Origin of the sequence: Sinanaerobacter chloroacetimidivorans, from assembly GCF_018128545.1 — a bacterium.
Classification (GTDB): domain Bacteria; phylum Bacillota; class Clostridia; order Peptostreptococcales; family Anaerovoracaceae; genus Sinanaerobacter; species Sinanaerobacter chloroacetimidivorans.
In genome coordinates this window covers 199,315-223,830 of sequence record NZ_JAGSND010000002.1, presented here as the reverse complement: position 1 = coordinate 223,830, position 24,516 = coordinate 199,315, and the positions used below count along the sequence as shown (strand labels likewise).

25 protein-coding genes and 1 riboswitch are annotated in these 24,516 nt (G+C 37.3%); of the genes, 17 read left to right on the top strand and 8 right to left on the bottom strand.

All coding sequences use genetic code 11. The features are described 5' to 3' along the window. The first annotated feature begins 93 nt into the window (after positions 1 to 93). The 7 genes from KCX82_RS04090 (at position 94) to KCX82_RS04060 (ending at position 7,853) form a co-directional block, all read left to right on the top strand. Entirely contained in the window at positions 94 to 1,107 is a 1,014-nt protein-coding gene (locus KCX82_RS04090) for a hypothetical protein (RefSeq protein ID WP_227017172.1), read from the top strand. After that, the gene (locus KCX82_RS04085; protein ID WP_227017171.1) at positions 1,100 to 3,937 is read left to right on the top strand and encodes a hypothetical protein; all 2,838 of its coding nucleotides are present in this window, start codon (positions 1,100 to 1,102) and stop codon (positions 3,935 to 3,937) included. The genes KCX82_RS04090 and KCX82_RS04085 overlap by 8 nt, the downstream gene beginning before the upstream one ends. Positions 3,938 to 4,492: 555 nt before the next feature. Beyond that, a complete protein-coding gene (locus KCX82_RS23215) occupies positions 4,493 to 4,657 on the top strand; it encodes a HEPN domain-containing protein (RefSeq protein ID WP_227017421.1) in 165 nt (54 codons plus the stop codon). 171 nt (positions 4,658 to 4,828) lie between these two features. Further along, positions 4,829 to 5,296 carry a hypothetical protein gene (locus KCX82_RS04075; protein WP_227017170.1) on the top strand — a complete coding sequence of 156 codons (468 nt, stop codon included), beginning with the start codon at positions 4,829 to 4,831 and terminating at the stop codon, positions 5,294 to 5,296. 424 nt (positions 5,297 to 5,720) lie between these two features. Continuing rightward, positions 5,721 to 6,125: a hypothetical protein gene (locus KCX82_RS04070; RefSeq protein WP_227017169.1), complete on the top strand. Its 405-nt coding sequence runs from the start codon at positions 5,721 to 5,723 to the stop codon at positions 6,123 to 6,125. Between the two features lie 406 nt (positions 6,126 to 6,531). After that, complete coding sequence (locus KCX82_RS04065) at positions 6,532 to 6,882, top strand: antibiotic biosynthesis monooxygenase family protein (protein ID WP_227017168.1); 351 nt, start codon at positions 6,532 to 6,534, stop codon at positions 6,880 to 6,882. A 419-nt stretch (positions 6,883 to 7,301) separates the two neighbouring features. Beyond that, entirely contained in the window at positions 7,302 to 7,853 is a 552-nt protein-coding gene (locus KCX82_RS04060) for a DUF6652 family protein (RefSeq protein ID WP_227017167.1), read from the top strand. Positions 7,854 to 7,942: 89 nt separating this feature from the next. On the opposite strand, the gene thiW is transcribed toward KCX82_RS04060, so the two are convergent. Beyond that, positions 7,943 to 8,452, bottom strand: coding sequence for an energy coupling factor transporter S component ThiW (gene thiW / locus KCX82_RS04055; RefSeq protein ID WP_227017166.1), 510 nt, complete (start codon positions 8,450 to 8,452; stop codon positions 7,943 to 7,945). A 105-nt stretch (positions 8,453 to 8,557) separates the two neighbouring features. Further along, a riboswitch (TPP riboswitch) is annotated at positions 8,558 to 8,668 on the bottom strand. A 149-nt stretch (positions 8,669 to 8,817) separates the two neighbouring features. On the opposite strand from thiW, the gene KCX82_RS04050 reads away from it, so the two are divergent. From KCX82_RS04050 to KCX82_RS04035, 4 genes are all read left to right on the top strand, one after another. Continuing rightward, positions 8,818 to 9,630: an AAC(3) family N-acetyltransferase gene (locus tag KCX82_RS04050; protein WP_227017165.1), complete on the top strand. Its 813-nt coding sequence runs from the start codon at positions 8,818 to 8,820 to the stop codon at positions 9,628 to 9,630. Positions 9,631 to 9,975: 345 nt separating this feature from the next. Then, on the top strand, positions 9,976 to 10,248 hold the full coding sequence (locus KCX82_RS23210) for a tetratricopeptide repeat protein (RefSeq protein WP_227017164.1): 273 nt from the start codon (positions 9,976 to 9,978) through the stop codon (positions 10,246 to 10,248). Continuing rightward, the gene (locus KCX82_RS04040; protein ID WP_227017163.1) at positions 10,245 to 10,805 is read left to right on the top strand and encodes a GNAT family N-acetyltransferase; all 561 of its coding nucleotides are present in this window, start codon (positions 10,245 to 10,247) and stop codon (positions 10,803 to 10,805) included. The genes KCX82_RS23210 and KCX82_RS04040 overlap by 4 nt, the downstream gene beginning before the upstream one ends. A 9-nt stretch (positions 10,806 to 10,814) precedes the next feature. Then, positions 10,815 to 12,470 (top strand): DUF5050 domain-containing protein, encoded by a 1,656-nt coding sequence (locus KCX82_RS04035; RefSeq protein WP_227017162.1) that lies wholly within the window; start codon positions 10,815 to 10,817, stop codon positions 12,468 to 12,470. 212 nt (positions 12,471 to 12,682) lie between these two features. Here the strand turns inward: KCX82_RS04035 and KCX82_RS04030 are convergent, their stop codons facing one another. Beyond that, positions 12,683 to 14,344 carry a PP2C family protein-serine/threonine phosphatase gene (locus KCX82_RS04030; RefSeq protein WP_227017161.1) on the bottom strand — a complete coding sequence of 554 codons (1,662 nt, stop codon included), beginning with the start codon at positions 14,342 to 14,344 and terminating at the stop codon, positions 12,683 to 12,685. 350 nt (positions 14,345 to 14,694) lie between these two features. Here KCX82_RS04030 and KCX82_RS04025 point away from each other — a divergent pair, with 350 nt between their 5' ends. Continuing rightward, the gene (locus KCX82_RS04025; RefSeq protein ID WP_227017160.1) at positions 14,695 to 15,297 is read left to right on the top strand and encodes a pentapeptide repeat-containing protein; all 603 of its coding nucleotides are present in this window, start codon (positions 14,695 to 14,697) and stop codon (positions 15,295 to 15,297) included. A gap of 39 nt (positions 15,298 to 15,336) precedes the next feature. Here the strand turns inward: KCX82_RS04025 and KCX82_RS04020 are convergent, their stop codons facing one another. Continuing rightward, the gene (locus KCX82_RS04020) at positions 15,337 to 15,801 is read right to left on the bottom strand and encodes a DUF441 domain-containing protein (protein WP_227017159.1); all 465 of its coding nucleotides are present in this window, start codon (positions 15,799 to 15,801) and stop codon (positions 15,337 to 15,339) included. 110 nt (positions 15,802 to 15,911) lie between these two features. Then, positions 15,912 to 16,250 carry a LysM peptidoglycan-binding domain-containing protein gene (locus tag KCX82_RS04015; protein WP_227017158.1) on the bottom strand — a complete coding sequence of 113 codons (339 nt, stop codon included), beginning with the start codon at positions 16,248 to 16,250 and terminating at the stop codon, positions 15,912 to 15,914. 234 nt (positions 16,251 to 16,484) lie between these two features. Between KCX82_RS04015 and KCX82_RS04010 the strand changes: the two genes are divergently transcribed. Continuing rightward, positions 16,485 to 17,228, top strand: coding sequence for an SIMPL domain-containing protein (locus tag KCX82_RS04010; protein WP_227017157.1), 744 nt, complete (start codon positions 16,485 to 16,487; stop codon positions 17,226 to 17,228). Positions 17,229 to 17,306: 78 nt separating this feature from the next. On the opposite strand, the gene KCX82_RS04005 is transcribed toward KCX82_RS04010, so the two are convergent. Continuing rightward, positions 17,307 to 17,723: a hypothetical protein gene (locus KCX82_RS04005; protein ID WP_227017156.1), complete on the bottom strand. Its 417-nt coding sequence runs from the start codon at positions 17,721 to 17,723 to the stop codon at positions 17,307 to 17,309. 64 nt (positions 17,724 to 17,787) lie between these two features. Next, complete coding sequence (locus KCX82_RS04000; RefSeq protein WP_227017155.1) at positions 17,788 to 18,111, bottom strand: DMT family transporter; 324 nt, start codon at positions 18,109 to 18,111, stop codon at positions 17,788 to 17,790. A 252-nt stretch (positions 18,112 to 18,363) separates the two neighbouring features. Between KCX82_RS04000 and KCX82_RS03995 the strand changes: the two genes are divergently transcribed. Continuing rightward, the gene (locus tag KCX82_RS03995; protein ID WP_227017154.1) at positions 18,364 to 19,248 is read left to right on the top strand and encodes a DMT family transporter; all 885 of its coding nucleotides are present in this window, start codon (positions 18,364 to 18,366) and stop codon (positions 19,246 to 19,248) included. Between the two features lie 138 nt (positions 19,249 to 19,386). Next, positions 19,387 to 20,748: a TrkH family potassium uptake protein gene (locus tag KCX82_RS03990; RefSeq protein ID WP_227017153.1), complete on the top strand. Its 1,362-nt coding sequence runs from the start codon at positions 19,387 to 19,389 to the stop codon at positions 20,746 to 20,748. Between the two features lie 64 nt (positions 20,749 to 20,812). Here the strand turns inward: KCX82_RS03990 and KCX82_RS03985 are convergent, their stop codons facing one another. Continuing rightward, positions 20,813 to 21,478 (bottom strand): NAD-binding protein, encoded by a 666-nt coding sequence (locus tag KCX82_RS03985; RefSeq protein WP_227017152.1) that lies wholly within the window; start codon positions 21,476 to 21,478, stop codon positions 20,813 to 20,815. An 11-nt stretch (positions 21,479 to 21,489) separates the two neighbouring features. Further along, positions 21,490 to 22,101 (bottom strand): potassium channel family protein, encoded by a 612-nt coding sequence (locus KCX82_RS03980; protein ID WP_227017151.1) that lies wholly within the window; start codon positions 22,099 to 22,101, stop codon positions 21,490 to 21,492. A 246-nt stretch (positions 22,102 to 22,347) separates the two neighbouring features. Between KCX82_RS03980 and KCX82_RS03975 the strand changes: the two genes are divergently transcribed. After that, positions 22,348 to 22,767 carry an NAD-binding protein gene (locus tag KCX82_RS03975; RefSeq protein WP_227017150.1) on the top strand — a complete coding sequence of 140 codons (420 nt, stop codon included), beginning with the start codon at positions 22,348 to 22,350 and terminating at the stop codon, positions 22,765 to 22,767. Next, positions 22,760 to 24,454, top strand: a complete 1,695-nt coding sequence (kdpA, locus tag KCX82_RS03970) for a potassium-transporting ATPase subunit KdpA (protein ID WP_227017149.1) — start codon at positions 22,760 to 22,762, stop codon at positions 24,452 to 24,454. The genes KCX82_RS03975 and kdpA overlap by 8 nt, the downstream gene beginning before the upstream one ends. Positions 24,455 to 24,516: the final 62 nt, after the last annotated feature.

The following is a 24,516-nucleotide window of genomic DNA, read 5'->3' as shown; positions in this document are numbered from 1 at the left end:
TGTTGTATTTTAGTAATTGTTGGAGTAAATTAGAAGTAGATCGGACAACTTACTTTTCCTCGCCAGAATGTTAATTATAAAAATGGAGGTCTTATGGATCTAAAAGAATCCCTAATAATTGCAGCAATCTCTGGGATGTTTTCATTCTCTGCTATATTGTTTGCAGGGTATGCTTTGCTAAATGGTTATTTTAATAGAAAAAGTATTGGCGTACCAATGATGAATATGTTTCGTTTTAAAGTCGAACTATTACTTTTGCCAAGTTTATGGACTTTGATCTGCTATTTTATTATTTATTTTCAAATTGGTATATGGAAGTATAGTTTTAAGGCAGCTTTTTCGGCCATGTTATCAATTTTCATTATATATAGCATGATATATTTATATTTTATACTAAGACCGGTTCTTGATCATCAGAATTTTATCACAAAGGAATATCCGGATTATGTTAAGAAAATCATTATTAAAGAATTAAAAAGAGATAAAGAGTATAGGCTTGGTTATTATTTAATGGAAATTCAAAATTCAATAACCAAAAGTGATAATCTTGAAGATAAGCAATTAATTAAGATACATCTCGAGAAACTAATTCCAATATTTAATACATCTTTATCGGTAAAAACAACGGCTGCGGATAGTTACCTCTTTCTTAAAATATTTTATTATTACTGTAATATCAATGGAAGAACAATAAACTATTATTGTGAGGAATTAATTGGAAGTAATATAAAAACTGAATATAAAATAATCTCCGTATGTGAAAGTGTAACAACAGGATGCTTTAATAATAAGGAAAATGCTTTTTTAAATACACTTCAAGAATTATTACAAAGCAAGGACTATGAGATTAATGAAATCTTGAGGGATATCAATAATGCCTTGTTGTACATCCTAAAAGAAAAGAAAGAATTTGAATATTTATATACATATATGACGTTAAATATAACGGTCAATGATTTTACTTTTTTTAAATTGCTTATTAGTTTTTTGAGTTATATAGACAAGGATTATATTGATAAAATAGAAGGAATATCGAAACAAAATAAAAATATTAAACTATTTTATATTAATTATAAAAAGTTGATAGAGGAACAAAAAAATGAGTGATAATGATAAAAAACTTTATAACCTAGATGAGCTTGAGCTACAATACTCTGTAACTGAAGATGTACGCAAAAAGATTGAAATAATTACGGACATATATGACCTAGGTTATTATGATAATGCTGAAGAAAAACTAATTGACTTAAATACCAAAAAGACTAAAGGCCTGTCTGACGAGGAAGGCTATTATGAGCTATGGCTAAATATATATGAATTAAAAAAGAAAACCTTTGAACTGAATAAAGTTAAAGATATATTGATAAAAGAATTCGCAAAGGACGAGCGATTTATTAATCTAAGATTTACGGAAAATGGAAAAGACCAAATAAATCAACTTATGAGAATAATTAACGATAAAAAGTTTCTTATAAGTTGGCCGAATTATTTAGGTAAAAGTATAGTTTTATGTCTACTAATATACGCACAAAATATGACATTAGAATCACCGATAATCAATCATAATGGATTCCGGAGATTCGTGGAAAAGTATTTATATGATTTACTTGAAAAACCAAATCGTGCTCTTAAAGATATTATATGCTTGTCGAAGTTTATCTCTGTTATTGATCTTAATCATCATGCAATCATGAAAAATTGGAGTTCTTTAAATTTAGAAAGATTTCTCATATCGTATGATAGAGTTATTTTTCCTTATATTGATTTGTTTTCTGACAAGAAGAAGTCGGATATATGCAGAACAATAACAGGAGTCAAAAAAATGCTTGCAACAATAAAAGACGATAAAAAATATGAAGATGAGTTAAATAAATTTATCCAGGACTATTTTATGTTTTTAGATCCATTTTCTAAATATGTTTTAGGTTTTAACCAACATACGAATAACCTAAAGGAAACAATTCAAGGCTTAAATTCTTCTGACAATATTTATATGATGAAAGATGTTTATCAAGTATTGATCAATGAACTATTTCATAATCATTTTGATGGTATTATTGGTTTAGATATTGAACCTAGAAATGAAAATATTAAAGTTGTGTTAGATTTATTTATTAGCCTTTCGAAATTTTACAAGGGGCAAATCATAGATTTTGAGGAGATACAAAAACAAGAAATAATAGTAGAAAAAGATATCATTCTTTTTGTAAAATATGACAATAAACTCATCCAATATGAAGACTTTTTAAAAGAATTAGCAGAGTGCAATGAAATAATCTGCACTTTGACAATGTTTGAGAGATATTTAAAGGTCATGAAAGAAGCCCCCAATAATAATTGGCTAACAATTATTATAAACAAGTTAAGTATAGAGAATGTGCAAGAGTATGATAGGATAATTCTATATATATTGACACAGATTAAGAAGTGTGAGATCGCTTGTGAGTTTAATGATTTTGAAAACATATATAAATCAATTAGAGGCAATTCATTTGACAAACTTAACTTTATAACCTTATCAGAATTATTTCTTATATCATATTATACTTTCGGAGTGAAAGCAGATGAAATTAATTCGCTTTTTTCATTATTATTAGAGAAACTAGATGAAGTTGAATATTTACATAACGATTCAATCGAAGCCTTCCTATATAACATGGCTTGCTATATAAGCGAGAATAGAATAGGGGGGATAGATTTAGTAAGAATAACTGATCTATGCAATAGAAAAGGATTATCAAAAGGAATCCTATTGGTATATAGTTTTCTAAATAAGAGAATAAAAGATGAAGATTATTTAGATTTAATTCATTACATCGACATACTAATGAATAAGAATATCAATGATTTTACAGACTTAGAAAAAGCTATTACGCACTTTTGTTTTATTAATACATTGGGAGGTGAGGATTTCACATTCTGTGAACAGGATATTATTTATTCATCAGATATGAAATTTTATGCTATTAAAAATGATGACTTAAATGAAATCTATGCAAGGAATGGAATTGAAATAACAGATACAGTTGATTTTGATAAATCAAAACCTCTCTCTTTAATAATGAAGATGGTTACAACTATAGTATTTAGTAATGATCAAGCCTTTAATTTAAAGAAAATTACAATACCAGATAATACAGATGAGATTTTTGAAGCGCTTAATAAAGCAATAGGCAAAGATAAAACTGATGAGTTGAAAAATAAGATTATAAATAATGGTGAATTTATTACAACGTTAATGAATGTATTTACTCTTGAAGAGTATATGAAAACACTAAAAACCCTAGATAAAAATAATAGGATGTTTGATAATATTAGCAATGATATTGTTACAATTAAAGGGAAAAAACTCATTCATGTATCGACACTTTTACTTGCGGGATATTTAGATTGTCTGGATATAATAGAAAAAAATGAAACATGCTTTTTGTCAGGCAACTTATGTGAAGAGATTATTGAAAAATATAGTGTGCCAACTATTGATTTAGCTGAAGGTAGGTGCGGGACGCCAATTTATTATGACGATATTTTGCAACGTATAGCAGAGAGTATTTTAAGAATTGATGATAGCCGTAAACTTTATGTTCCTTTTTTAAATTATAATAACAAAATTAAGGTGCATAATCCTGATTCATACGATAATGATACTCTAAACATCTTACTATATGAAGGTACAAAACCACAGGGTTTTGTGTGTGATGATATGTTCTGGCATATAAACACAACAAGGCTGGTCTCGGGAATTTTTAGCTTAGCGTTTGAAGCCTATTATTTAAAACTAATTGATTCTAGTCAATTTTTAAAAATGGTAAAAGGATTAGATCAAATAAATTATAAGAATATGTATCCCCTCCAGCTGATTAATGTTTTAATGGAGGATTTGCAAGACTCAAATATTTATGAAATTATTGATATATGTAGTAAGCAAGCACAATGAAAATTCTACAACTTTTCTCCAACTTTTTCACTGGAAGTTGGAGAAAACTAGAATAAATTACAACAAGAATACAAGGAGATTGTGTTGAATTACAAACGATTAGTTGAATATGGAATAAAACAAAATAAGTAACAATTAAAACTCATAACCCAAAGGTCCAAGGTTCAAATCCTTGCCCCGCAACCACAAAAATTATGATAGGTATCACTACCTATCTTTTTTTATGCCGGTCATAATTTTTGCTATTCCAAAGGGGTAGGGATTTGAACCTGAACAGGCGTCCGACGTAAAGAAAACAGTCGTGGACTGTTTTTAGGCGGGCGGTCCAAGCTTGTCGCACAAGCGCGGGACGGCAGATGTGCTTATGTAAAGTAGAAAAGCACATCTGTGTAAATCCTTGCCCCGCAACCACAAAAATTATGATAGGTATCACTACCTATCTTTTTTTATGCCGGTCATAATTTTTGTTATTCCAAAGGGGTAGGGATTTGGCAGGTTTTCATAACCTGCTTTTTTTAGTGAAAGGCATGGGAAGGCCATGCCCATAAGGCATCTCTGGTCAGAAAAGATTGTGCTTATCTGAATCAGTATTACATTGAAGCACGCTACCCGGCTGACACACCGTTGACAGTAACGGAACAGGATGTAGAAAAATGTATGAACATAGCCAGAAGAGTGATGACAACGTGTTGTTGCCCTTTGGGCAACATAAGCGAATAGAAATCTTCTATTTCGTTTATCACCCCTGTACTAAAAAAGTTAAATTTATCGGTCACAAAACATCTCTCAGAAGGGTCTTAATATATAGAAAAATCATTTTAGCACAGTGATTTCAAATATAAAAAGGAGGCAAAGGGATATAAGTTATTAATCTTTGCTTATCATTAAATTATGAACAAGTTTAAACAAATAAATGTAACCTTTGCTGTAGTCTGTGTTTTAGTCGTATCCATATTTATCATATTTTTTACTATAGAAAAAAATGAGATAGGCAAAGACATCTCGGAGAAATATCAAAACACTATTATTTTGTCTGAAAAGAATACAAAAGTGACACAAATTGTTTTCTTTTCTGTTAGAAAGACTGAAATAGGTATAGCAAATTACATTAAGATTCCTCTTTTGGACAGATATTACTGCCAAGAGAGCTACGTATTGGATAATACAGAGGGCCGTTCTGTAATCAATGACGTATTGAAAGGCGGATGGCAAGGATATGTAATCGAAGCCACTCCAGAAGCTATTAAAATACAAAATATTGATCCAGGTTATGGAGTCTATTGGTATATAGTGTATTTTGGTTATTTAATTTTTTCCATTGAAGCACTATTATATTATAGGCAAAAAAAGAAGTCCTGAAGATTTTTTGTAAATAAAAGAATAGGAAAATTTCCTTGCTGTCAACAAGTACATTCAAGAGAGGAAGTTTTTTTAATGGGAATAAAAATAAACGATACAGTATTTAACGTTCAATAAAAGTATTTTATTTAAATTTGTTTACATAAGCAGAAATAATTTACCAAACTGATATTGAAGATCACCTCATATTATGGTATTATTTGGTAAATGTCTGTGTGGGATTAAGGCCGTGCATTGAGAATGCGCCCTCCTGCTTATATTACTTAACTGTCTATTATACAAAAAATTGGGATGAAGAACTGGCAGCATAATCTTCATTAAGTATCGAACCAAATTCAATATATAAGTAGGTAAAGCCATTAAATCACTGTGAAGAAACAGTTAAATAAAGTCACCATCTTACCTATTCCGGAGGTGTTTATTCATGAAGAAAAGAGCTGTTGTTATTGCGCCGATATTATGCTTAATAGTCATTATTACAACGTACTATTCACTTCCATCCCCAATAATAAACAATTTAGATGATGTTAAAATTTATCATGTTGCTATAATCGATTCCGACTATAGAGAAGAAGCTATTACATCTCAGCTTGATTGCGGAAAGCTAGCTGAGATTATTAGTTCGTACTCTCGAAGCAAGATTCGTCTCCCTTTTGCTCCAACTCAAATAACCGTTGGTGATATTGAGATTGATGCCATAGATGGAAATAAAACCATGCACATTTTGCTCGGTAATACCAATGTAATATACGAAAGTGCTGATAAAGGTGGCTATAAAATTCATCAGAGTGAAAAATTAAAGGATGATATTCTACGAATGATTCAATAGATGTTGACTAATAATCAGATGAATAAATAGATTCAGCTCTTATTTAAAATTAACTCACCAAACGAAAAGTGCAAAACCAATTCTCTTGTTTAGTGTTATTAATTAAGAACCGATTCCGAATTGAAAGAGATAGGATATCTCAATGACGAGCAGTATATGGATAAAAGCAAAGCACTGAAAAAGTACTGTAATATTGAGTAGGGGAATGTCTGATTTTGAAGACTTAGTTTTCATTCTCAGGAGTTGGTTTGTTGACATATGAGTATCTTTTTTAAAGTTGTATACATAAGCAGAAATAATTTATCAAACCGATATTGAAGATTACTTCATTTATAGTACAATATCCTATATGTGAAGGTTATTTGTATAACTTTTAGATTAACAGGTATTTGGAGGTGGTAGAAGGATGTCATTTTCGGAAATTAGTATTTATCAGGTAAAGCCAGATAAGACGGATGAGTTTGAAGCTATTATGAAAGACGCTGGTAAAATGATGAAAGCAATAGACGGTTGTCAATCTCTTCGACTTATACAGCGTACACATTATATAAATGATATGAAAACTATTAAGGATGGACTTCAACCTGACAAACTTACTCGTATTGTAAAATGTGTTCGCTATGCACTCTACTGGGAATTTGATACAGATGAAAATTATGGTAAATCTCAAAAACAGTTGTATGAAACTTATTGGAAAGCGATAGAAAAGTGCTTGATTGTTCCACATGATAAAATCTTAGGTGAAGTCATCATTTAACAGTACAAGACCGACAAATTCTAATTTGGTGATGAGATTATGAGTATGATCTATGTTGACATCTGGCCTGAAAATTAAAATTAGGACATCAGATTCCAGCTGTACATTAAAGTAATAACAGGAAGACTTAATGATATGATAATTACACATTCAGAAAGGAGAATTGGAGGGAAATGAAAATATACGATATTATTAAAAGGCTGAAAAAAGAAATAGGGATATATTTAGAAGTATTCGTCAAAGTCAAAAGCCATAAATGAATGTTTATAATATAGACTATTATTTTGAAGGGGATCATTATGAAAACGGATACTTTCATAAAAAAGTGGGAGAAGGGTAGTAGGTTCTTTGTATTTTCCAAAGAGGGATTATATGAAAAGAAATACGTTCCAGCTTCTTGCTGTTAAGGAGGAATGAGTTTGAAAAGATATTTGCCCTTACTGCCGGTAATTATTTTCCCATATTTGGTTGTATTCACGCTGCTATGCATGTTTAATGAGAATTTTATGAAAACATTCTGTTCTAATGATGGTTCTTACCTTCTTTTGGCTTTGCTGATTTTATATGTTATTGCACTTGTCTTCTCCATAGTAGTGTTTATTACAGGCCTTATAAAGAAGCGGGAAGCACAAGATTTGCTGCGTATTAACATGGTCATAAAACTGATACATATCCCGGCATATATACTCATATTTTGCGTCGGCTCAATATGCTTACTTACAATATTTACATTTGGCATATCAATTGCTTTAATGATTCTGGACGGAATGACGATCCTCTTAAGTGGATTGATAGGATTAGCTGGGGTAATAAGAGCCTTTCATGAAGAAAAGCTATCTAAAAAAACAGCGATTATCCATGGTATATTCCAGTTTGTATTCTGTGCAGATGTTATTAATTCAATTATTGTATACAGAAAAGTAAAATTGCTAGGTGAGATTATTAATAACCCCTTACAAAATAGATTGTAAAGGGTTATATCACTAGCTTAGTTTATGGACCTCTGAACAGCGAACCTCTATTGCATGTATCAGTTGTGTTTTACTAGTTTTTGTAATAGTCAAATTCTAAATTTCGGTTTCTTTTTTATTAAAATAAGAATTTTTGAAGAATGCAAAATTTTTACAAGGCAATATGCGATGATACTTCCTCCGATGGCACTTATTAAAAATGGAGGAATGAAAAACAGTGCTGCTACTTCGGTACCCATTATAAGATTAGCTATAGGAAAAGCCAACAAACCTCCTAGAATGCCTGTACCAAACATCTCCGCAGCTACAGCAGCCAGAACATTTTTTGTTTTATAAAAAATGATTCCGGCTAAAAAAGCCCCAATCATGCTTCCTAGAAAAGCTAGAATGGAACCTGTGCCAATTATATTTCTTATTAATGAAATGCAGAATGCAATGGCTGTACCGTAGTATGGTCCCAGGACTACAGCGGAAACGACATTTATTGAGCTTTGAATTGGAAAACATTTAGATATCCCCACTGGGATATAAATCATGCTGCCTGCTATGACTCCAATAGCGGTAAATAATGCGGATAAGGTCAATTGTTTTGTTTTCATTTCGTTCTCCTCTCTTCTTTTGGAGAATGCCGCATAGGATTTGTGCTTTAATAGCCAAAATAAAAAGACGCCAATTCGTAGAACCGGTGTCTAAAATACTATAAAAATATAAGTATTAACAACTCCCTACGCTAGTATTATCCAGATCAGGTATAGGGTAAAAGATTTGTGGTTCTTACTCTCAGCTGGCCAATCCCAGCTCCCCTGTGCAATTATTTATATACAATAAATTAAACCATAAAACGGTCTTATTTTCAATAGCGAAGAAGTACACTTTATTTTACCGTTTACAAGGTGGCAGCTATGATGTTAATGGTATAATAAAAGAATGAAGACCTTTTGTCAGTGACAAGGAGAAAATCAAAATGAACGAAGAGCAAGTAATAAAAAAAACAAAGATATTGAATACCAGGGAGAGTTTAAAAAAGGATTTTGTTAAGCTTGGCATCAAAAAAGGTATGGTACTAATCGTTCACTCATCACTAAGTTCAATCGGCTGGGTTTGTGGTGGGCCTGTTGCCGTGATCCAAGCCTTAATGGATGCAGTGACGCAAGAAGGAACACTCGTTATGCCTGCACATTCAGGCAATTATTCAGATCCATCCAAATGGCAAAATCCTCCTGTACCAAAAGAGTGGATCAATGAAATAAAGAAAACGATGCCGGCTTTTGAAGAAGATATAACTCCAACTAGTGGAATTGGTGTTATACCAGAGACTTTTCGAAACTTTCCCCATGTAATTAGAAGCTCCCATCCCGCGATGTCATTTTGTGCCTGGGGGAAATATGCACGAGAAATCACAGAAAATCATTCTATAGATTATTCACTAGGTAAAAATTCTCCATTGGAAAGGGTATACGATTTAGATGGCTATGTCTTGCTTCTGGGAGTGGGCTTTGGTAATAATACTTCTTTTCATCTTTCTGAATATAGGGCCACAAACCCAAAGACCGAAAAATTAGGGGCCCCTATTCTTAATAAAGGAATCAGGGTTTGGCAGGAATATGATGATATCGAAATGGATTCGGATTTATTTGAAGAATTAGGAGAAGATTTTGAGAAACACTCAAAAGCAACGATTGGTTATATCGGTTCTGCAGAGTCAAAATTCTTTAGACAAAAGGCGGCAGTAGATTTTGGACAGAGTTGGATTAATAATAAAAGGGCGCAATTGTAGGGACGATCAATGGCCGTCCCAGCTCAATATTCACGAACAAGGCTATACCATAACATTAACGAATTGATAAATAATGAGAGACATTTATGATTGCTAACTTGGTTAAAAGTTAATAAGAAACAGAGAAAAGGAGGATGATTTAAAATAGATATTCCTATCCAAAGGCCGGTTTTTCGCGCATTACTCCGATCAGGTATAATAGCACTGCTAACAGCAGTAATTTATTTTACCAATTTGTCAAAGAATGTTTTTAATGCATTCGTAGTATCTATACTAATTGTATCAATCTATAGATATTTAATTTACTATACTATTTTTTTCAATAGTGAAAAAGGAAATAGGAGAATGAAAACATGTGATTTTGAAGGAGCAATTATTTGTTTTCATAAATGTAATACTTTTTTTACAAAGCATAAAATACTGAATAAATACGGATCCATAATTTCCTTAAATCCTTTGAGATACACGTACAAAGAATTAACTTTAGCCAAATTAGCATATTCATATTCCCAAAAAGGAGACCTCGATCAGGCACAAGAATATCTTAAAGAATGCTTAGCGCTTAATCCAAAAGATGGGCTAGTAGTCAGTACACAACATGAAAGGAGCATCGAATGAAAACACCAGTTATAGAAACCGAACGATTAATATTAAGGCCATTAAAAATTGAAGACGCGGAAGCTATATTTGAAAGCTGGGGAAGCGATCCGGAAGTAGCGCGCTTCATGAGATGGAATTTACATAAAAATATTGAAGAAACAAAAGAATGGCTGGTTAGCGAAGAAGCTGCAGAAATGGGCGATACTGTTTTCAATTGGGGATTTGTTTTAAAGGCAAATAAGAGGTTGATCGGTTGTGGGGGATTAATTTATTCACAGAAGCATCAGATGTATGAGATTGGGTATAATCTGGCGCGGGATTGCTGGGGAAAAGGATTTGCAACAGAAGCAGCCAAAAGAATTGTGGAATTTGCAAAAGATGAACTCAAAACGAAGCAACTGTTTGCTGCTCATGCTATAGACAATGTTGCCTCAGAAAAGATAATAAAAAAAATAGGCTTTACCTATATGAACGAGGGAACATATACCAGCTTTGACGGAAGCAGGGTGTTTCAATCAAAAGAGTATATTATGAATCTTCAGTTAAACATTTCTATGATTAATGAAAGGAAATAAACAGTGAAAATGAAACGCATTATCCCTTTATTCATCCTATGTATTCTTTTAGTCCCAACAGCAGTATATGCGAAATCTGCAACGGTTACGATTCCGGATTTTCCGGTAACGGTAAACGGAACCAAGGTCGATAACAGCTACGATAAATATCCGTTTATCATATATAACGACATCACATATTTCCCCATGACTTACAGCGGCAGCAGATTTTTGGGCCTGGAATCGGAATGGAAAGGAAATTCGGGAGGATTGTTAATCGAGAAAACGGGAATCGCCGCGGCCTGGAAGCCTTACAAATCAAACACCAGAAACAGCGGCAGCTATAGGGCGACCGTACCGGGCTTCCCCATCAGGATCAATGGAAAGGCAGTAGACAACAGCAGTCAGAAATATCCGCTGCTGTCCTTCCGGAATATCACCTATTTCCCCATGACTTGGGAATTCGGCGTCAATGAATTCGGTTGGGATTACAGCTTCAGCAACAAAGACGGGCTTGTCATCAATTCTGACAACATCAGGCTGGAGCAGAAAAAGCCGGCAACCGCCGTAGCGAAGCGAGAATATGAAAGCACTCCCGGCAGTGCTACGGTGACGGACCAATACATTTACTACGAAAACCAAAAAGGGCAAATCATACAGGCTAAGCTGGCCGACCCATCACAAATGAAAACCGTTTACCAGCTTCCCGTATGGTCATACGGCAACGGAGAATATGTTTATCCCAACCTGTATGTTGAAAACGGTACGGCGTATCTGAAATATCATCAGGGCGGAGCCGTCATGGGGTCCGATTGGCTGCTCCGGCTTAACGACGACGGTACGACCGATGAGCTGCAAAATAGCTATACTCGAACCAAGACCTTCGGCGACAGAAGCTTTTCCTATTTTACAGGCGGGGCGCCGGGGCCGGGCAATCTTTCCATGAAGATTGGAGACGGCGAATACAAGCCGCTTGGAAGCACGGATTACCTTTACGGCTGGGCATGGACGGCACAGGAAGATGGCAGCAGCGGCGGAAGTGGCTCGGACGATGTATATCTGGTGGGAGATGATCTCTACATTCTTGCATTCAAGGATCCCCTGTACAGTTCCGCTGACGGCATGAAACCGGACGCCACAAACGGAATATACAGGGTGGATATCAATACAGGTGAAACGGTCAGGGTCAGTGATAAAGAAGTATTGGCATTCAAAATGGAAGGAGATTTTCTTTATTACCACAGTGATGGCACCTTCTACCGCCAGTCGATCAAAGACGGAAAGGAAGAGAAGATCAGGCAGGTAGTTGTCCCGGAACCGGGAAAAGTGACGCCGAACACATTTGCCCTGGAGCCGAAAGACATTCAGAACTTCCTCGTACTGAACGGGAAAATATATTGGATGAAGCGTTCCGATCAAATCCTTTACGATATTGAAGGAAAGAACCTGAATGAAGGCGCTGTCCTTGACGATATGGCTATCATGGGCAGCAGCGGGGAATATCTCGTCTGCACCTTCGGGGAAACAGATACGGCAAAATACAGGATCATGGTATTTGACAGGGGCGGAAACGTGATCTTCAAGACTTCGGATAAGGCATATTGCCGGAATATTTCCATCTTCGGCGATCGGATCTATTTTTACAACCTCACTACCGGAACGGTCTGCATGGGAAAGATGAGGTAAATGCGTATGTCTAATTTGATAGACCTTATAACTGCTGCGCTGTCATCTTTCGTACGTCATATCTTCGATAAAGTATAGGAATGTAATATTATGTTTTTGAGGCGAAAATGGGAGAAAGAAATAAAAATAAAAAAATTATAGAAAGTGGAAGATAATCTTAAAAACATTACTGGGAACAATGTTTTTGGTATGTACCAATTAGTTTTTTTGACTTATCTTTTAACTTCCATGACAAAAAACGTGATGTCGTCCTGCGGCTTGCCGCAGCCGATAAACCGGAACACATCATCCGAGATTAGTTTCGTAAGCTGTGAGGTACTTAAGCTCTTGTTCTTTTGCAGCTGACCTTTCAATCTTGAGTCTGAATATTGATTTTTCTGCGTGTTTTCCGCATCGGTGAGGCCATCTGTATAGAATAAAATTTTGTCTCCATTTTTCAGTTTGACGGTAGAGTCATGGTATTCCACATTCTGGATGTTCGGGAACTTACAGATCGGAAAGCCCTTGATGCTTAATTCACTGACCTCTCCCGAAGCGTTTAAAATCAGAGGGGGTACGTTTAAACCCGCTGATGAGAATGTAAAATCCCTGGTTTCAAGGTCATAAATACCATACAGCATAACGATGTATACTTCGCTTTTGAATTCTGTTTCGTTAAAATCCAGGAAAAGATTCTTCAAAACCTCCGAAGGGAGCAGAACCTCTTTGGCACCGCCGTGCGCGTTATCCTTTTTTGCCTTGACACTCTGATTAAGGAATACCGTCAGCATTGCGGCAGATACACCATGACCGGATACGTCCCCGATGTACATGCCTATTTTTGTTTCATTAATTTTGAAAATATTATAAAAATCACCGCCCACCCGGTCTGCCGGAAAATAGCATGCTTCAAACACTGCATTCTGGGAGTTTGGAAGCTTTTTTGGAAGCATTGACAGCTGGATGTCTCTGGCGTATTCCAAATCATCAAGAAGTTTTTGATTGATTTGCTTGATCTGTTCCGTTCTTTGCTCAACGATCCTGTCCAGATTGTCGGCATAATTTTTGATTTCATCCTTCGCGATGGAAAGATCAAGATAAGGCCGTTTGATATTCTGTATAAATGTGACCCTGAAGATGATGAAGTACAAGGTGAACTTAAGCAGATGACCGAGGAAATTATAAACGCCGTATACATCGACATAAAGCGTAAAGGACAGTTCGCTGAAGATGCCAATGATCAGTGCAGCGGACAGTAACATCAAAGTTCTGTCACGGCTCTCTCGATATTCTCTTATTAGAAATAAAACCGCGAAAAGATACGATAATATAACGACAGCCTCAAGCAGGATTTTCGTATCCGTCAGTCCTTCCTTCTCGATATACATCAGGGGAAGTACTCCCGGATGATAAATGACCAGATTCAAAATCAACAGACTGATCACTACGGGCAGAATGAAAAAAAACACTTTGTTAAGTCGAAACTTCAGTCCGGTAGGTATGATGCTGGCAGCCAGCAATCCAAATCCCCCAATCAGTCTGGCAATGATCCAGAAGGTCGTAGCCGTATTGGAAGTGGTGATCGGAACAAGGAAGACAGGCATTCCTTTATAGGTCATTGTATGGAAAAAATCGATAAACGCCATAAGGAGCAGCATACTGCCCAGAAACAGATTTCTGAAATTCCGGTTTTGCTCAAATGAGTAATATGCGACACAGAAGATGCAGATCGAGATAATGATACTAGAAAACTCAAAAATGCTATGCCATGTAATATAGGAGACAACGGACAGCAGTTTTACCAACGGTTCATGGAAGAAAGGAGCGCATGTTAATAAAAGTATCATTGATATTGCAGTAACTAGAAGCATGTAATAATGTCTGTTCTTTTTCACAATTTTTACTCCCTATCTATCATCTCATATGACCTTCTGCGGTATTGGATTCTCTCAGATCTATGGTATTTGTGCGATGTTCTCCGAATGTATAATTAAAGACATTTTAACATCATGGACTTTGCATTACAATAGACAAAAATGGAACCGTCAGGTCAGCTTTCGTTTTGCTTACAGGCAAATGTAACGGAATAGAAGGGAGTAAAAGGAAAAGAGAGTGCACGAATAAACATTTATAGTATAATAGGTGTTAGAAAATATATCCAATCATTAAAGGCGTTAATTTATTCAGATAGAATGGACGCTCATTGACTGACCATCCTGATATGGAGGCTTTGGGAGGCTTATTTATGTTAAGTGATAAAATTTTAGAGGCAAAAGCAGATGAAAATCCTATCAAGGAAATACGTTTTGAAAATGAGACAATCACAGAAATGGACATGACTAAGGTTGATTTTGAATCCGTACAATTTATAAAGTGCAGGTTTATAGCTTGTGATTTTACAGGGGCCGCTTTTTATCATGTGACCCTCGAAAATTGTGATATTTCAAATTGTATATTTTCCAAAAGTTATTGGAAAAACGCAGAAATCAGGGACTGCAAGGCTGACGGAAGCAAGTTCAATCAAACTGTTTTTAAAGAAGTTCGGTTGGTTGGGAGTTCTTTTCCTTACGCAAATTGTGTCAATACTATTTGGGAAAATTGTACGATAAAAGAATGTAACTTTAAAGAAGCCTTTCTGTCTGAAGTGAAATTTAAGAAAATAAGTCTCAGCAAAGTAGATTTTACAAAAGTTGATTTCTTTAAAACACCACTAAAAGGAATTGATTTAACAGAGTGTACGATAGACGGCATTATGGTATCGGATACTCATACGGAATTACGAGGAGCGAAAGTAAATATGATTCAGGCTTTAGATATAGCCCAATTATTAGGTGTACGAGTCATTTGACAGATGTCATTTCAATATGGACATTTCAGTCATTCGTACTCAGTTTTTAAAGATTTCAACGATCTGCATCAGCACGACCAGCAACCCGCACGTAATGAACGGCCCTACCGGAAGCCCGTTTAAAAGGGATGCTGCAATGACCGCACCTATGATTAAAGAGGGCATTACTTCGCTATGCCCAAGGGTGGTAAGAAAATCCAGACCCTGACCGCTCAAATAAGTTGTGATAAAAGATAACACTAACGCGGCTATTCCAATCCACGATACAAATATATTTTTGATACTGTCAACCGTTATGGTTCCGTTCGCAATGGGTAACAGTATTGCTGCGATCAGGATAATGATGCCGTATGTGATACCGTTTTTTTCTATAAAAGGATATGTATATCTATCCAGGCCCATCAATTTGAGAATGAGTAAAACTCCCGCCGCTATGGCAACCGTATTTGCTTTGCCGAATAAGGCTGCGGCCACAATCAACAATAATATAATATTTGCACTCAAAATAAACATCTCCTTCGTTATGAGCTGGTGAAATGTATTCCTATAGGAAAATAATAGATGTTAAATAAGGGGCTATCCCAATCTTTGAGAAAGCCCCATTTCATGTTTCTCTAATATCCTAAGTAGATCAAATAAATGATTTCTCCCGGGTAGATCCGGTTTGGATTGATTAATTGCGGATTTTGAGCAATAACTCTTCCATAGTCCAATCTGTATTTTTTTGCTAGATTAAATAATGTATCTCCGGGTTGAACAACATATTCAATATATCCCTCTGAGGGAAGGGTGACGGCCTGTCGTCCTGGAATGGTTAAAATCATGCCAGGATATAAATTGATAGAGTTTAGTATCGGATTTGCTCTTCTTAGTTCATCTACTGTTACGCCATATCTTGAGGCCAGGGAATTCATTGTTTCCCAGGTTTCCCAAGGCTGAACGATATATTTCATGAAATCAGCTCCTTCGTTTCATACTGGAATAGTAAGTTTATTCAATATAAAATGAATCATATATCGAATTGACTACTATATAATATTCCAATGAAAGATAAGAGTTACTGAATCGTGTTCTACAATAAATATATTTACAAACATCGGAAAGAATTGGTAAAATATCATAGTGGCATGTTTCATTTGTAACGCTTACAAATGAAAATTAAAATCGATTCAAAGGGGGAGTTTTGAATGAACGAATTTAAAAGCAAGTTTATAACCAACAGTGTTGTAGCAATGATCCTGGTCTTAGGCATTATCGTATCTTCCGTGGTGATGGCGGGCGGTATTGCTGAATTAAAAGGAAGCGGCAATAAAATCATTGTCACCGGATCCGCAAAACAGCAAATAACATCCGACTTGATTGTTTGGACCGGATATTTTCATACGAAATCACCATCGCTGCAGGATGCTTATACGCAGCTCGAGGTACATAAAAATATTGTTCAGGACTATCTGATCAAGAAAGGTGTTGAAAAGGATAAAATTGTTTTTTCATCAATCAATACAAACCCATATTATGTTATTTTGCCGAACGGACAGTATACCGGCGACATCGAATATTACGATCTCAATCAAACCGTTACCATCAGTTCTGAAGAAATAGAAAAAATCACGGATATATCCAGAAATGTTACCGAGCTTATTAACGAAGGTGTTCAATTTCAGTCAAATGCACCTCAATATCTGTATACAAAAATTGCGGACTTGAAGGTTACCATGATTGCCGAAGCTACAAAAGACGCAAAAAAACGAGCGGAAATGATTGCAGAAAATGCCGGGAATAAGCTGGGACAATTGAAATATGCAGACATGGGGGTTATTCAGATCACGCCCCTTTATTCAAACGAAGTATCTGATTATGGAATGAATGATACTTATTCGCTGGAAAAAGAAATCACGGCAATTGTTCACTGTGAATTTGAAATCAAATAACCGGAATAGAGGTAATATCCCATAATAAAAGATAGGTGCAGGCCTATCTTTTATTTATTTATGGCATCATCCGTTACATCATACCGCCGAAACTAAATCCAGTGAAGCGATTTCAAAATCCGCCAGCCATCGATGATATCCGTATCCATCTATCATGAGATCATAGAAAATCACAGGATCTATCACTTTTATAATACGTACTGTCATTCCGGGAAAGATATGTTGCGGATGACCTTCGGAGGTTATGATCCGGGCCATGGATCCCGGGCAAAGTATTCTGTCGGTATATTTCAGCGAACGATCCGGCTCCAATTCAGAACCGGAAAACCAGCGGTGAAGTTCGCCGTCGGGCAGTTGTACGGTATAGAGACTGCCTATTCTTGGTGTTAATATGGTTCCTTTTGTTCCGGGCATAATTTCAGGGGGATGATGATATACCAAAGATACGACCCTGTCGTTGTGCTGAAACTGAGAACTTGCACAATAAGATAACATGATGTTTCACCTCTTTTATTCTATCCTTTATAGTATTTAGAATAAAAGATAAATGTGAGGGCTGTCAGCCGGATGGACCGTAGAAATTTAAAATGGTTACACCGGCAATAACCAATAGAATGCCGATAACGCCGATGGCGCTTAGATGCTCTTTGAAGAGATAAACGGAGATCAGGGTGGTCACCGCAATTCCCAAACCGCACCAGGTTGCATAGGCAACGCTCAGGCTGATATTTTGCAGTGCTTTTGAGAGAAAGAAAAAGCATAAACCGTATAATGTCAGGGAACTAACAGATGGTAAAAGCTTTGAAAAACCGTCTGAATACTTTAACAATGTTGTTGCAAATAGTTCAGCTCCTATGGCCAAACCCAGGTAAATGTATGCCATATGTCACCTCGGCGATTTATTTTAGACGAGTATAGCAAATTTACACGGCAAAGTCCATCTAATGCAAGCAGGTTATAGAAAAATGAAAAGAAGATCTAACGAATCTGCATGACTCCAAAACAATTTTTGAGAAAGCTTTTCTTTCGTGTCGAATCTTTAGACAATCCGCCTTGAACGTTATATAATGATAGAGGATCGGCAGCAACTGAGGTTGCGGAGCCCGCAACGATTGAGCTGCCGGAATCAATAGAAATGAAGCAAAGGAATCGAACAACAATGGGAACCATAGCACAACAACGAAAAGCAATGTTATTCATGGTATTATGCGCAGTAATGTGGAGCATCGCAGGGATTTTTATCAAGTGGATATCCTGGAATCCTCTTTTAATAGCCGGAGCCAGGAGCATCCTTTCGGCAGCCGTCATTGGAATCTTTATGGCGTCAACGGGCAGGAAATTAAAAATAAATAAGTACTCTGTCTGCGCGGGGATAGGCTTGTCCGGCTCCTGCATAAGCTTTGTCATCGCAAATAAATTGACCACTGCAGCAAATGCGATTGTATTGCAATATACGGCACCCATTTTTATCTTGCTGTTTTCGGCATTTCTGTTCAAACGAAAATTGAAGAGGGGAGATATTTCCGTAGTATTGGCAACGACAGGAGGAATTGCCTTGTTCTTCTTTGATCAGTTGTCACCGGGAAGTATTGTCGGTAACATCCTCGGCATTATAGCAGGTTTTTTCCTTGCCGTCATGTTTGTTTGTGTAGGGCAGGCAGCTGAAGATGATTCCGTTCGGATGAGCGGCATCCTTCTGGCGCATATCTTTACCTCTCTTGTGGGCATCTGCTCCCTGCTGTTTGTGGATTTTCATACCACATCGCTGGAATTGCTGTATGTAATCATACTAGGTATCTTTCAGCTGGGGATACCTTACGTGCTTTATTCTATCGCATCTAAGCACTGCCCGCCATTGGCCTGTTCACTGATCGGAACTTTGGAACCGTTGCTGAATCCGGTGTGGGTATTCCTGTTCGATGGAGAGGCGCCCGGGTTGTATGCATTGTTTGGAGCAATCGTGGTAATTGCCGCAATTTCCGCCTGGTGTGTTTGGCAAAATAAGAGCTTAAAAGCATAATGCTCCCTCGGTACGATTGGTATTTACATGAAAAGACAGAAATGGTACAATAAACGAATGGATTTTGGTCGAATAGAACAATATATGAGTATTGGACAAGATTAAGACATAAAAGATATTTTTCAGAAAGGGCTTTCCATGGCATACATCACTTATAGCAAAAAAAATAAAAAATTAACCAACATCTCTCCTACCAGAATCATTGTATCCAGCTTTGTCATGATTATTTTTGTGGGTGCATGTTTACTGAATCTTCCGATGGCTTCCAATGACGGAAAAAGTATCGGATTTTTGGATGCGCTTTTTACCGCAACATCGGCTACCTGCGTGACAGGTCTGGTAGTTGCAGATACTTTGACCCAATGGACATTGCTGGGTCAGATTGTGATCCTCATTTTGATACAAGTCGGCGGGCTCGGTCTCGTTACCCTGACTACCTTTTTCTCGGTCTTGCTGGGAAAAAAAGTCAGCTTAAAAGGCAAAATTATTGCACAGGAATCAATCAGCGAATACAGTTATACAGATGTTTTGGGAATGATAAAGAATATTGTTTTGATTACGGCTGTCATTGAGCTCATCGGCGCTGCATTTCTCTCCATCAGTTTTGTGCCGCGATTTGGTGTAAGAGGGATCTATCTTTCAATCTTTCATTCCATTTCAGCCTTCTGCAATGCCGGCTTTGACCTATTTGGCAACTATAGCTCCCTGACAGGGTTTTATGAGGATCCTCTCGTCATTTATGCTACGGCGCTGCTCATTATCGTAGGGGGGTTGGGTTTCATTGTCTGGAAGGATCTTTATCACTTCCGTATTGAACACAAACTTTATCTTCATACCAAAATCGTACTCATCGTGACTTTTTTCCTGATCGTATTCGGCGCTGTTTCTTTCTTCGGATTGGAATATTCCAATCCGGATACCATGGGTGGTCTTACGCTGTTCCAAAAGGTGAATGCGGCGTTCTTTCACTCGGTTACTTGCCGTACAGCAGGATTTAATACGCTGCCTCTGGATGAGATGAGCGAAGTATCTAAAATGGTCAGTATTCTGCTCATGTATATTGGTGCGGCACCGGGATCTACGGCTGGCGGTATTAAGGTAACAACCTTTGGAATTATTTTGATGGCTATTATTTCAAATATAAAGGGCGATAGTGAAACTATCGTCCTTAGAAGAAGAGTGTCTCAGGAAGTTGTCAGCAAAGCCCTGTCAATTGTGGGACTCAGCATGGTTCTGATCTTTATTATGACGGTTATCATTAATGGAGTAGAGAAATTAAGCTTCATCAATGTGCTCTATGAAGTTACTTCTTCCTTCGGAACGGTAGGTCTATCCACCGGGATGACTCCGAGCCTTCATAATATCAGCAAAATCCTTATTATATTTACCATGTTTCTTGGAAGAGTCGGCCCTCTGACCTTTGCCATTGCCATTGCCATGAGAGCAAATAAGCGAATGCAGAATGCCGTTTTCCCGGAAGGTAAAATCATGGTAGGCTAGCTTCTATGGAAGCTTTAGAATATTTGGAGACTCCTTAGAATATTTAGAGACTCTTTCACAAAGATTATTCGGAAGCACCTACAAAAAGATCTCTGAGAAGTCTTTTGTTTTCGTGATCCGATATCACAATGACAGAATCTCCTTCCAATAGAACCAGATTTTCTGATGGCCTTAGTACCTCCTCGTTTTTAATAATGGAGGCCAGCATGCAATCCTTTGGGATTTTTATGTCTTTGACTTTTTTGTTAAATACCGGGGAGGTTTTTTTAATTTCAATTTCACTGATAATTAATTTATTATTCTTTATGTTTTTTATGGTCTTCATTCCTGCATAATCCACCTCTTCTTCGATGATATCGGCGATGATGGTGGTACTGCTTACAGGGATATCTACACCCAGAGTCAGGAATACCTTTGTATTTTTAGGATTATTGACTCTCGCAATTGTTTTTCCCACTCTTAAATTATTTTTTGCCAATTGGCAGGCAATAAGGTTTTCCTCATCAAGTCCGGTAACGGCAATAAAAATATCGGCCTTGGACACATCTGCATTTTTCAGGACATCCACCTTTGTGGCGTCTCCGTTATATACAGGTATATTCAGTTCGTCTGCAATTTTTTCACAGATATTTCGTTTGATTTCAATTACTTTTACTCTATGATGATAGGAAAGCAAGGTTTTCGCAAGATAATAACCGACTTTCCCTCCGCCTATAACTACAATATCCATTGGCATCTCCTTTATAATTTATTGACAATGACAATTTCATCATCGATTCCTAATTTCAATGAAGGCTGGTTGAAGTGAAGCTCCCCATCTTTTATTAATCCCAGGATCATGCTATCCTTGGGGACCGATAAATCACTGAGCTTTTTTCCGATATCACTTTCTCTCACGCGCTGATATTCAAAATCTATAATGTTATTGTCAATATAACAGGCTGTTGTGCTGCATTCGCCCATCATTAGTGCACGAAACTCCTGAACTGCCATATTGGTTGGGCACACGGTATGAACACCGAATTGATAAAAAACCTGTTCTCTGATAGGATCCTGAATTCTGGCAAAGATGCGCGGAACTTTAAAAATTTCTTTCGCTATCTGACATGCCATCATATTGATATTGTCATCCGGTGTTAATGCAGCCAGACCGTCGGCACTTTCAATACCGGCCTGCTTTAAAACATCTTCATCGATGGGAACCCCCAACACTTTTAATCCACGAAAATTTTGATCCAGTAACTTGAAATTTTCATTGTTATTATCTACAACTACGATATCATGTCCTTCTTCCGACATCATCTGTGCGAATCTGGAGCCTACCTTACCGCAACCTACTACGATTATTTGCATTTTTTTATCCTCCTGCAGTAATATTATGCTGCTTTTTTCTTGAGAAATTATAGCATAGAACTATCAGTCAATCTAGTATTACCTGAAAAAACGATAACTTGCAAGGATAATCCTTAAATTTAATTTCTTTATACCATCTTTATATCCGGCCTGCGTTCCTTTACACCATTTTAATAAGAATGTTTTTATAATGATTTTGTTGATTGAAATTATAATGCATAGAGCCTGGGAGGATGGTGTTCGGATATGAAAATAAAGCAGAAGGATCTGGCAATTATAGCCGGCTGCGGGAATATGGGTGCAAGTATTGCTTTCATGCTTTCGGAACAGGGCAAGGACGTAAAAATCATTGATATGGATAGGGACTCCTTTCAAAATTTGGGAAACCATTTGGAGATTGAAAAGTTAGAGGCAGATGCTGCGGATATCGACATCCTGAAACAATGCGGTATCGAGCGTGCGGCAATTTTTCTGGCGGCAACCGGCAGTGACAGAACCAATATCATGATTGCTGAAATTGTGAAACAGGTCTTCAAAGTGCAGAAAGTCGTTGCAAGAATTTATGATTATAAAGCGAATGAACAGTTTGTGGACGGTTCGGAGATCATTCCCATTTATCCGTATTTGCTGACGGTTCAGGAATTGGAAAGGTGTTTTAATGAATAGCGTAAATTTTATTATATTGCAGGATGTGATTTATCTGATCCTGCTGATTGGGCTTTCGATTCCCTTAGGCCTATATATGTATAAGGTCTTAACAGGGCAGAAGGTGTTTTTAACCCGTGTGCTTTCTCCCGTTGAATCGGGAATCTATAAAATCATGGGTGTTCGTGACGATGAGGAAATGGAACCAAAAAAGTATGCCTTTTCGGTAATCGCTTTCAGCGGCATTTGTCTTATTTTTCTTTGGGGGCTGCAGATGCTGCAGGGTTTTCTGCCTTTTAATCCGGAAAAGTTGGGAGGAACAAGCTGGCATCTGGCGTTTAACACCTCCGCAAGCTTTGTTTCCAATACAAACTGGCAGGCGTATTCGGGCGAATCCACATTGTCCTATTTTACACAGGCATTGGGACTTACCGTTCAGAATTTTGTGTCGGCAGCGGCAGGAATTGCAGTATTGTTTGTTTTGATTAGAGGTTTTCTTCTCAAAAAGCAAACTACCGTCGGAAACTTTTGGGTAGACCTGACAAGAACAGTACTTTATATTTTAATTCCGCTTTCACTCATCGTTGCGGTTCTCATCGCATCCCAGGGTGTGGTGCAGACGTTCAGCGCCTATCAGGATGCCGTCATGCTGGAAAGCGGAGCTGCCCAGACCATACCATTGGGACCTGCGGCTAGTCAGATCGCCATCAAACAGCTGGGAACGAACGGAGGCGGTTTTTTTGGAGTCAATTCGGCTTTCCCGCTGGAAAACCCAACGCCATTCTCCAATTTTATACAGTTATTGTCCATTCTGCTGATTCCGGCATCACTTTGCATATCCTTTGGCAAAGCCGTAAAAGACAGCAAGCAGGGCAGGACCATTTTTATTGCCATGATGATACTCTTTGTGTTATCTCTTGCGGCGGTAACCGTCAGTGAGCAGTTTGCCGCTCCAAGCTTTGAAGGGGTAACGGCATCAGCCAATATGGAAGGCAAAGAAGTGATACATGGCGTGGGAACATCAGCCTTATGGGCGGCAGCAACTACCGCTGCTTCCAATGGCTCGGTAAACTCTATGCACGACAGCTACACCCCGTTTGGCGGGATGGCGCTCATGTTTCTGATGCAGCTTGGTGAAATTGTTTTCGGCGGTGTTGGGAGCGGCTTGTATGGTATGCTGGCTTTTGTACTGCTTGCGGTATTCATAGCAGGATTGATGGTTGGCCGGACACCTGAATATTTAGGAAAGAAGGTTGAACCCTTTGACATGAAGATGGTTTGCCTTATCGTTTTGACTCCTCCGCTGTTAACTCTCCTTGGCACAGCCGGTGCTGTCATGGTTCCGGAGGCGGCGTCATGGCTGACAAATTCCGGCGCACACGGATTCTCAGAGCTTCTGTATGGCTTTTCTTCCATGGGCAACAACAATGGAAGTGCTTTTGCAGGATTTAACGCGAACACCGTTTTTACCAATGTCACAGGCGGAATGATCATGCTATTGGTTCGCTTTGTTCCCATGGTGGCAGCAATTTTTCTTGCCGGTAATCTTGCGCAGAAGAAAACCGTTGCTGCAGGTGAAGGAACGTTGTCCACTACAAATACTATGTTTGTCGGGCTTTTGATTGCCGTGATATTGATTATCGGCGCCCTCAGCTTTTTGCCTGCCTTGGCACTTGGCCCAATTGCTGACTATTTTACAAACCTATAGTACATTTCAATCATGATGAACCGAAAGTACTTTGCAGACACAATTATAACTAGACCTATAAA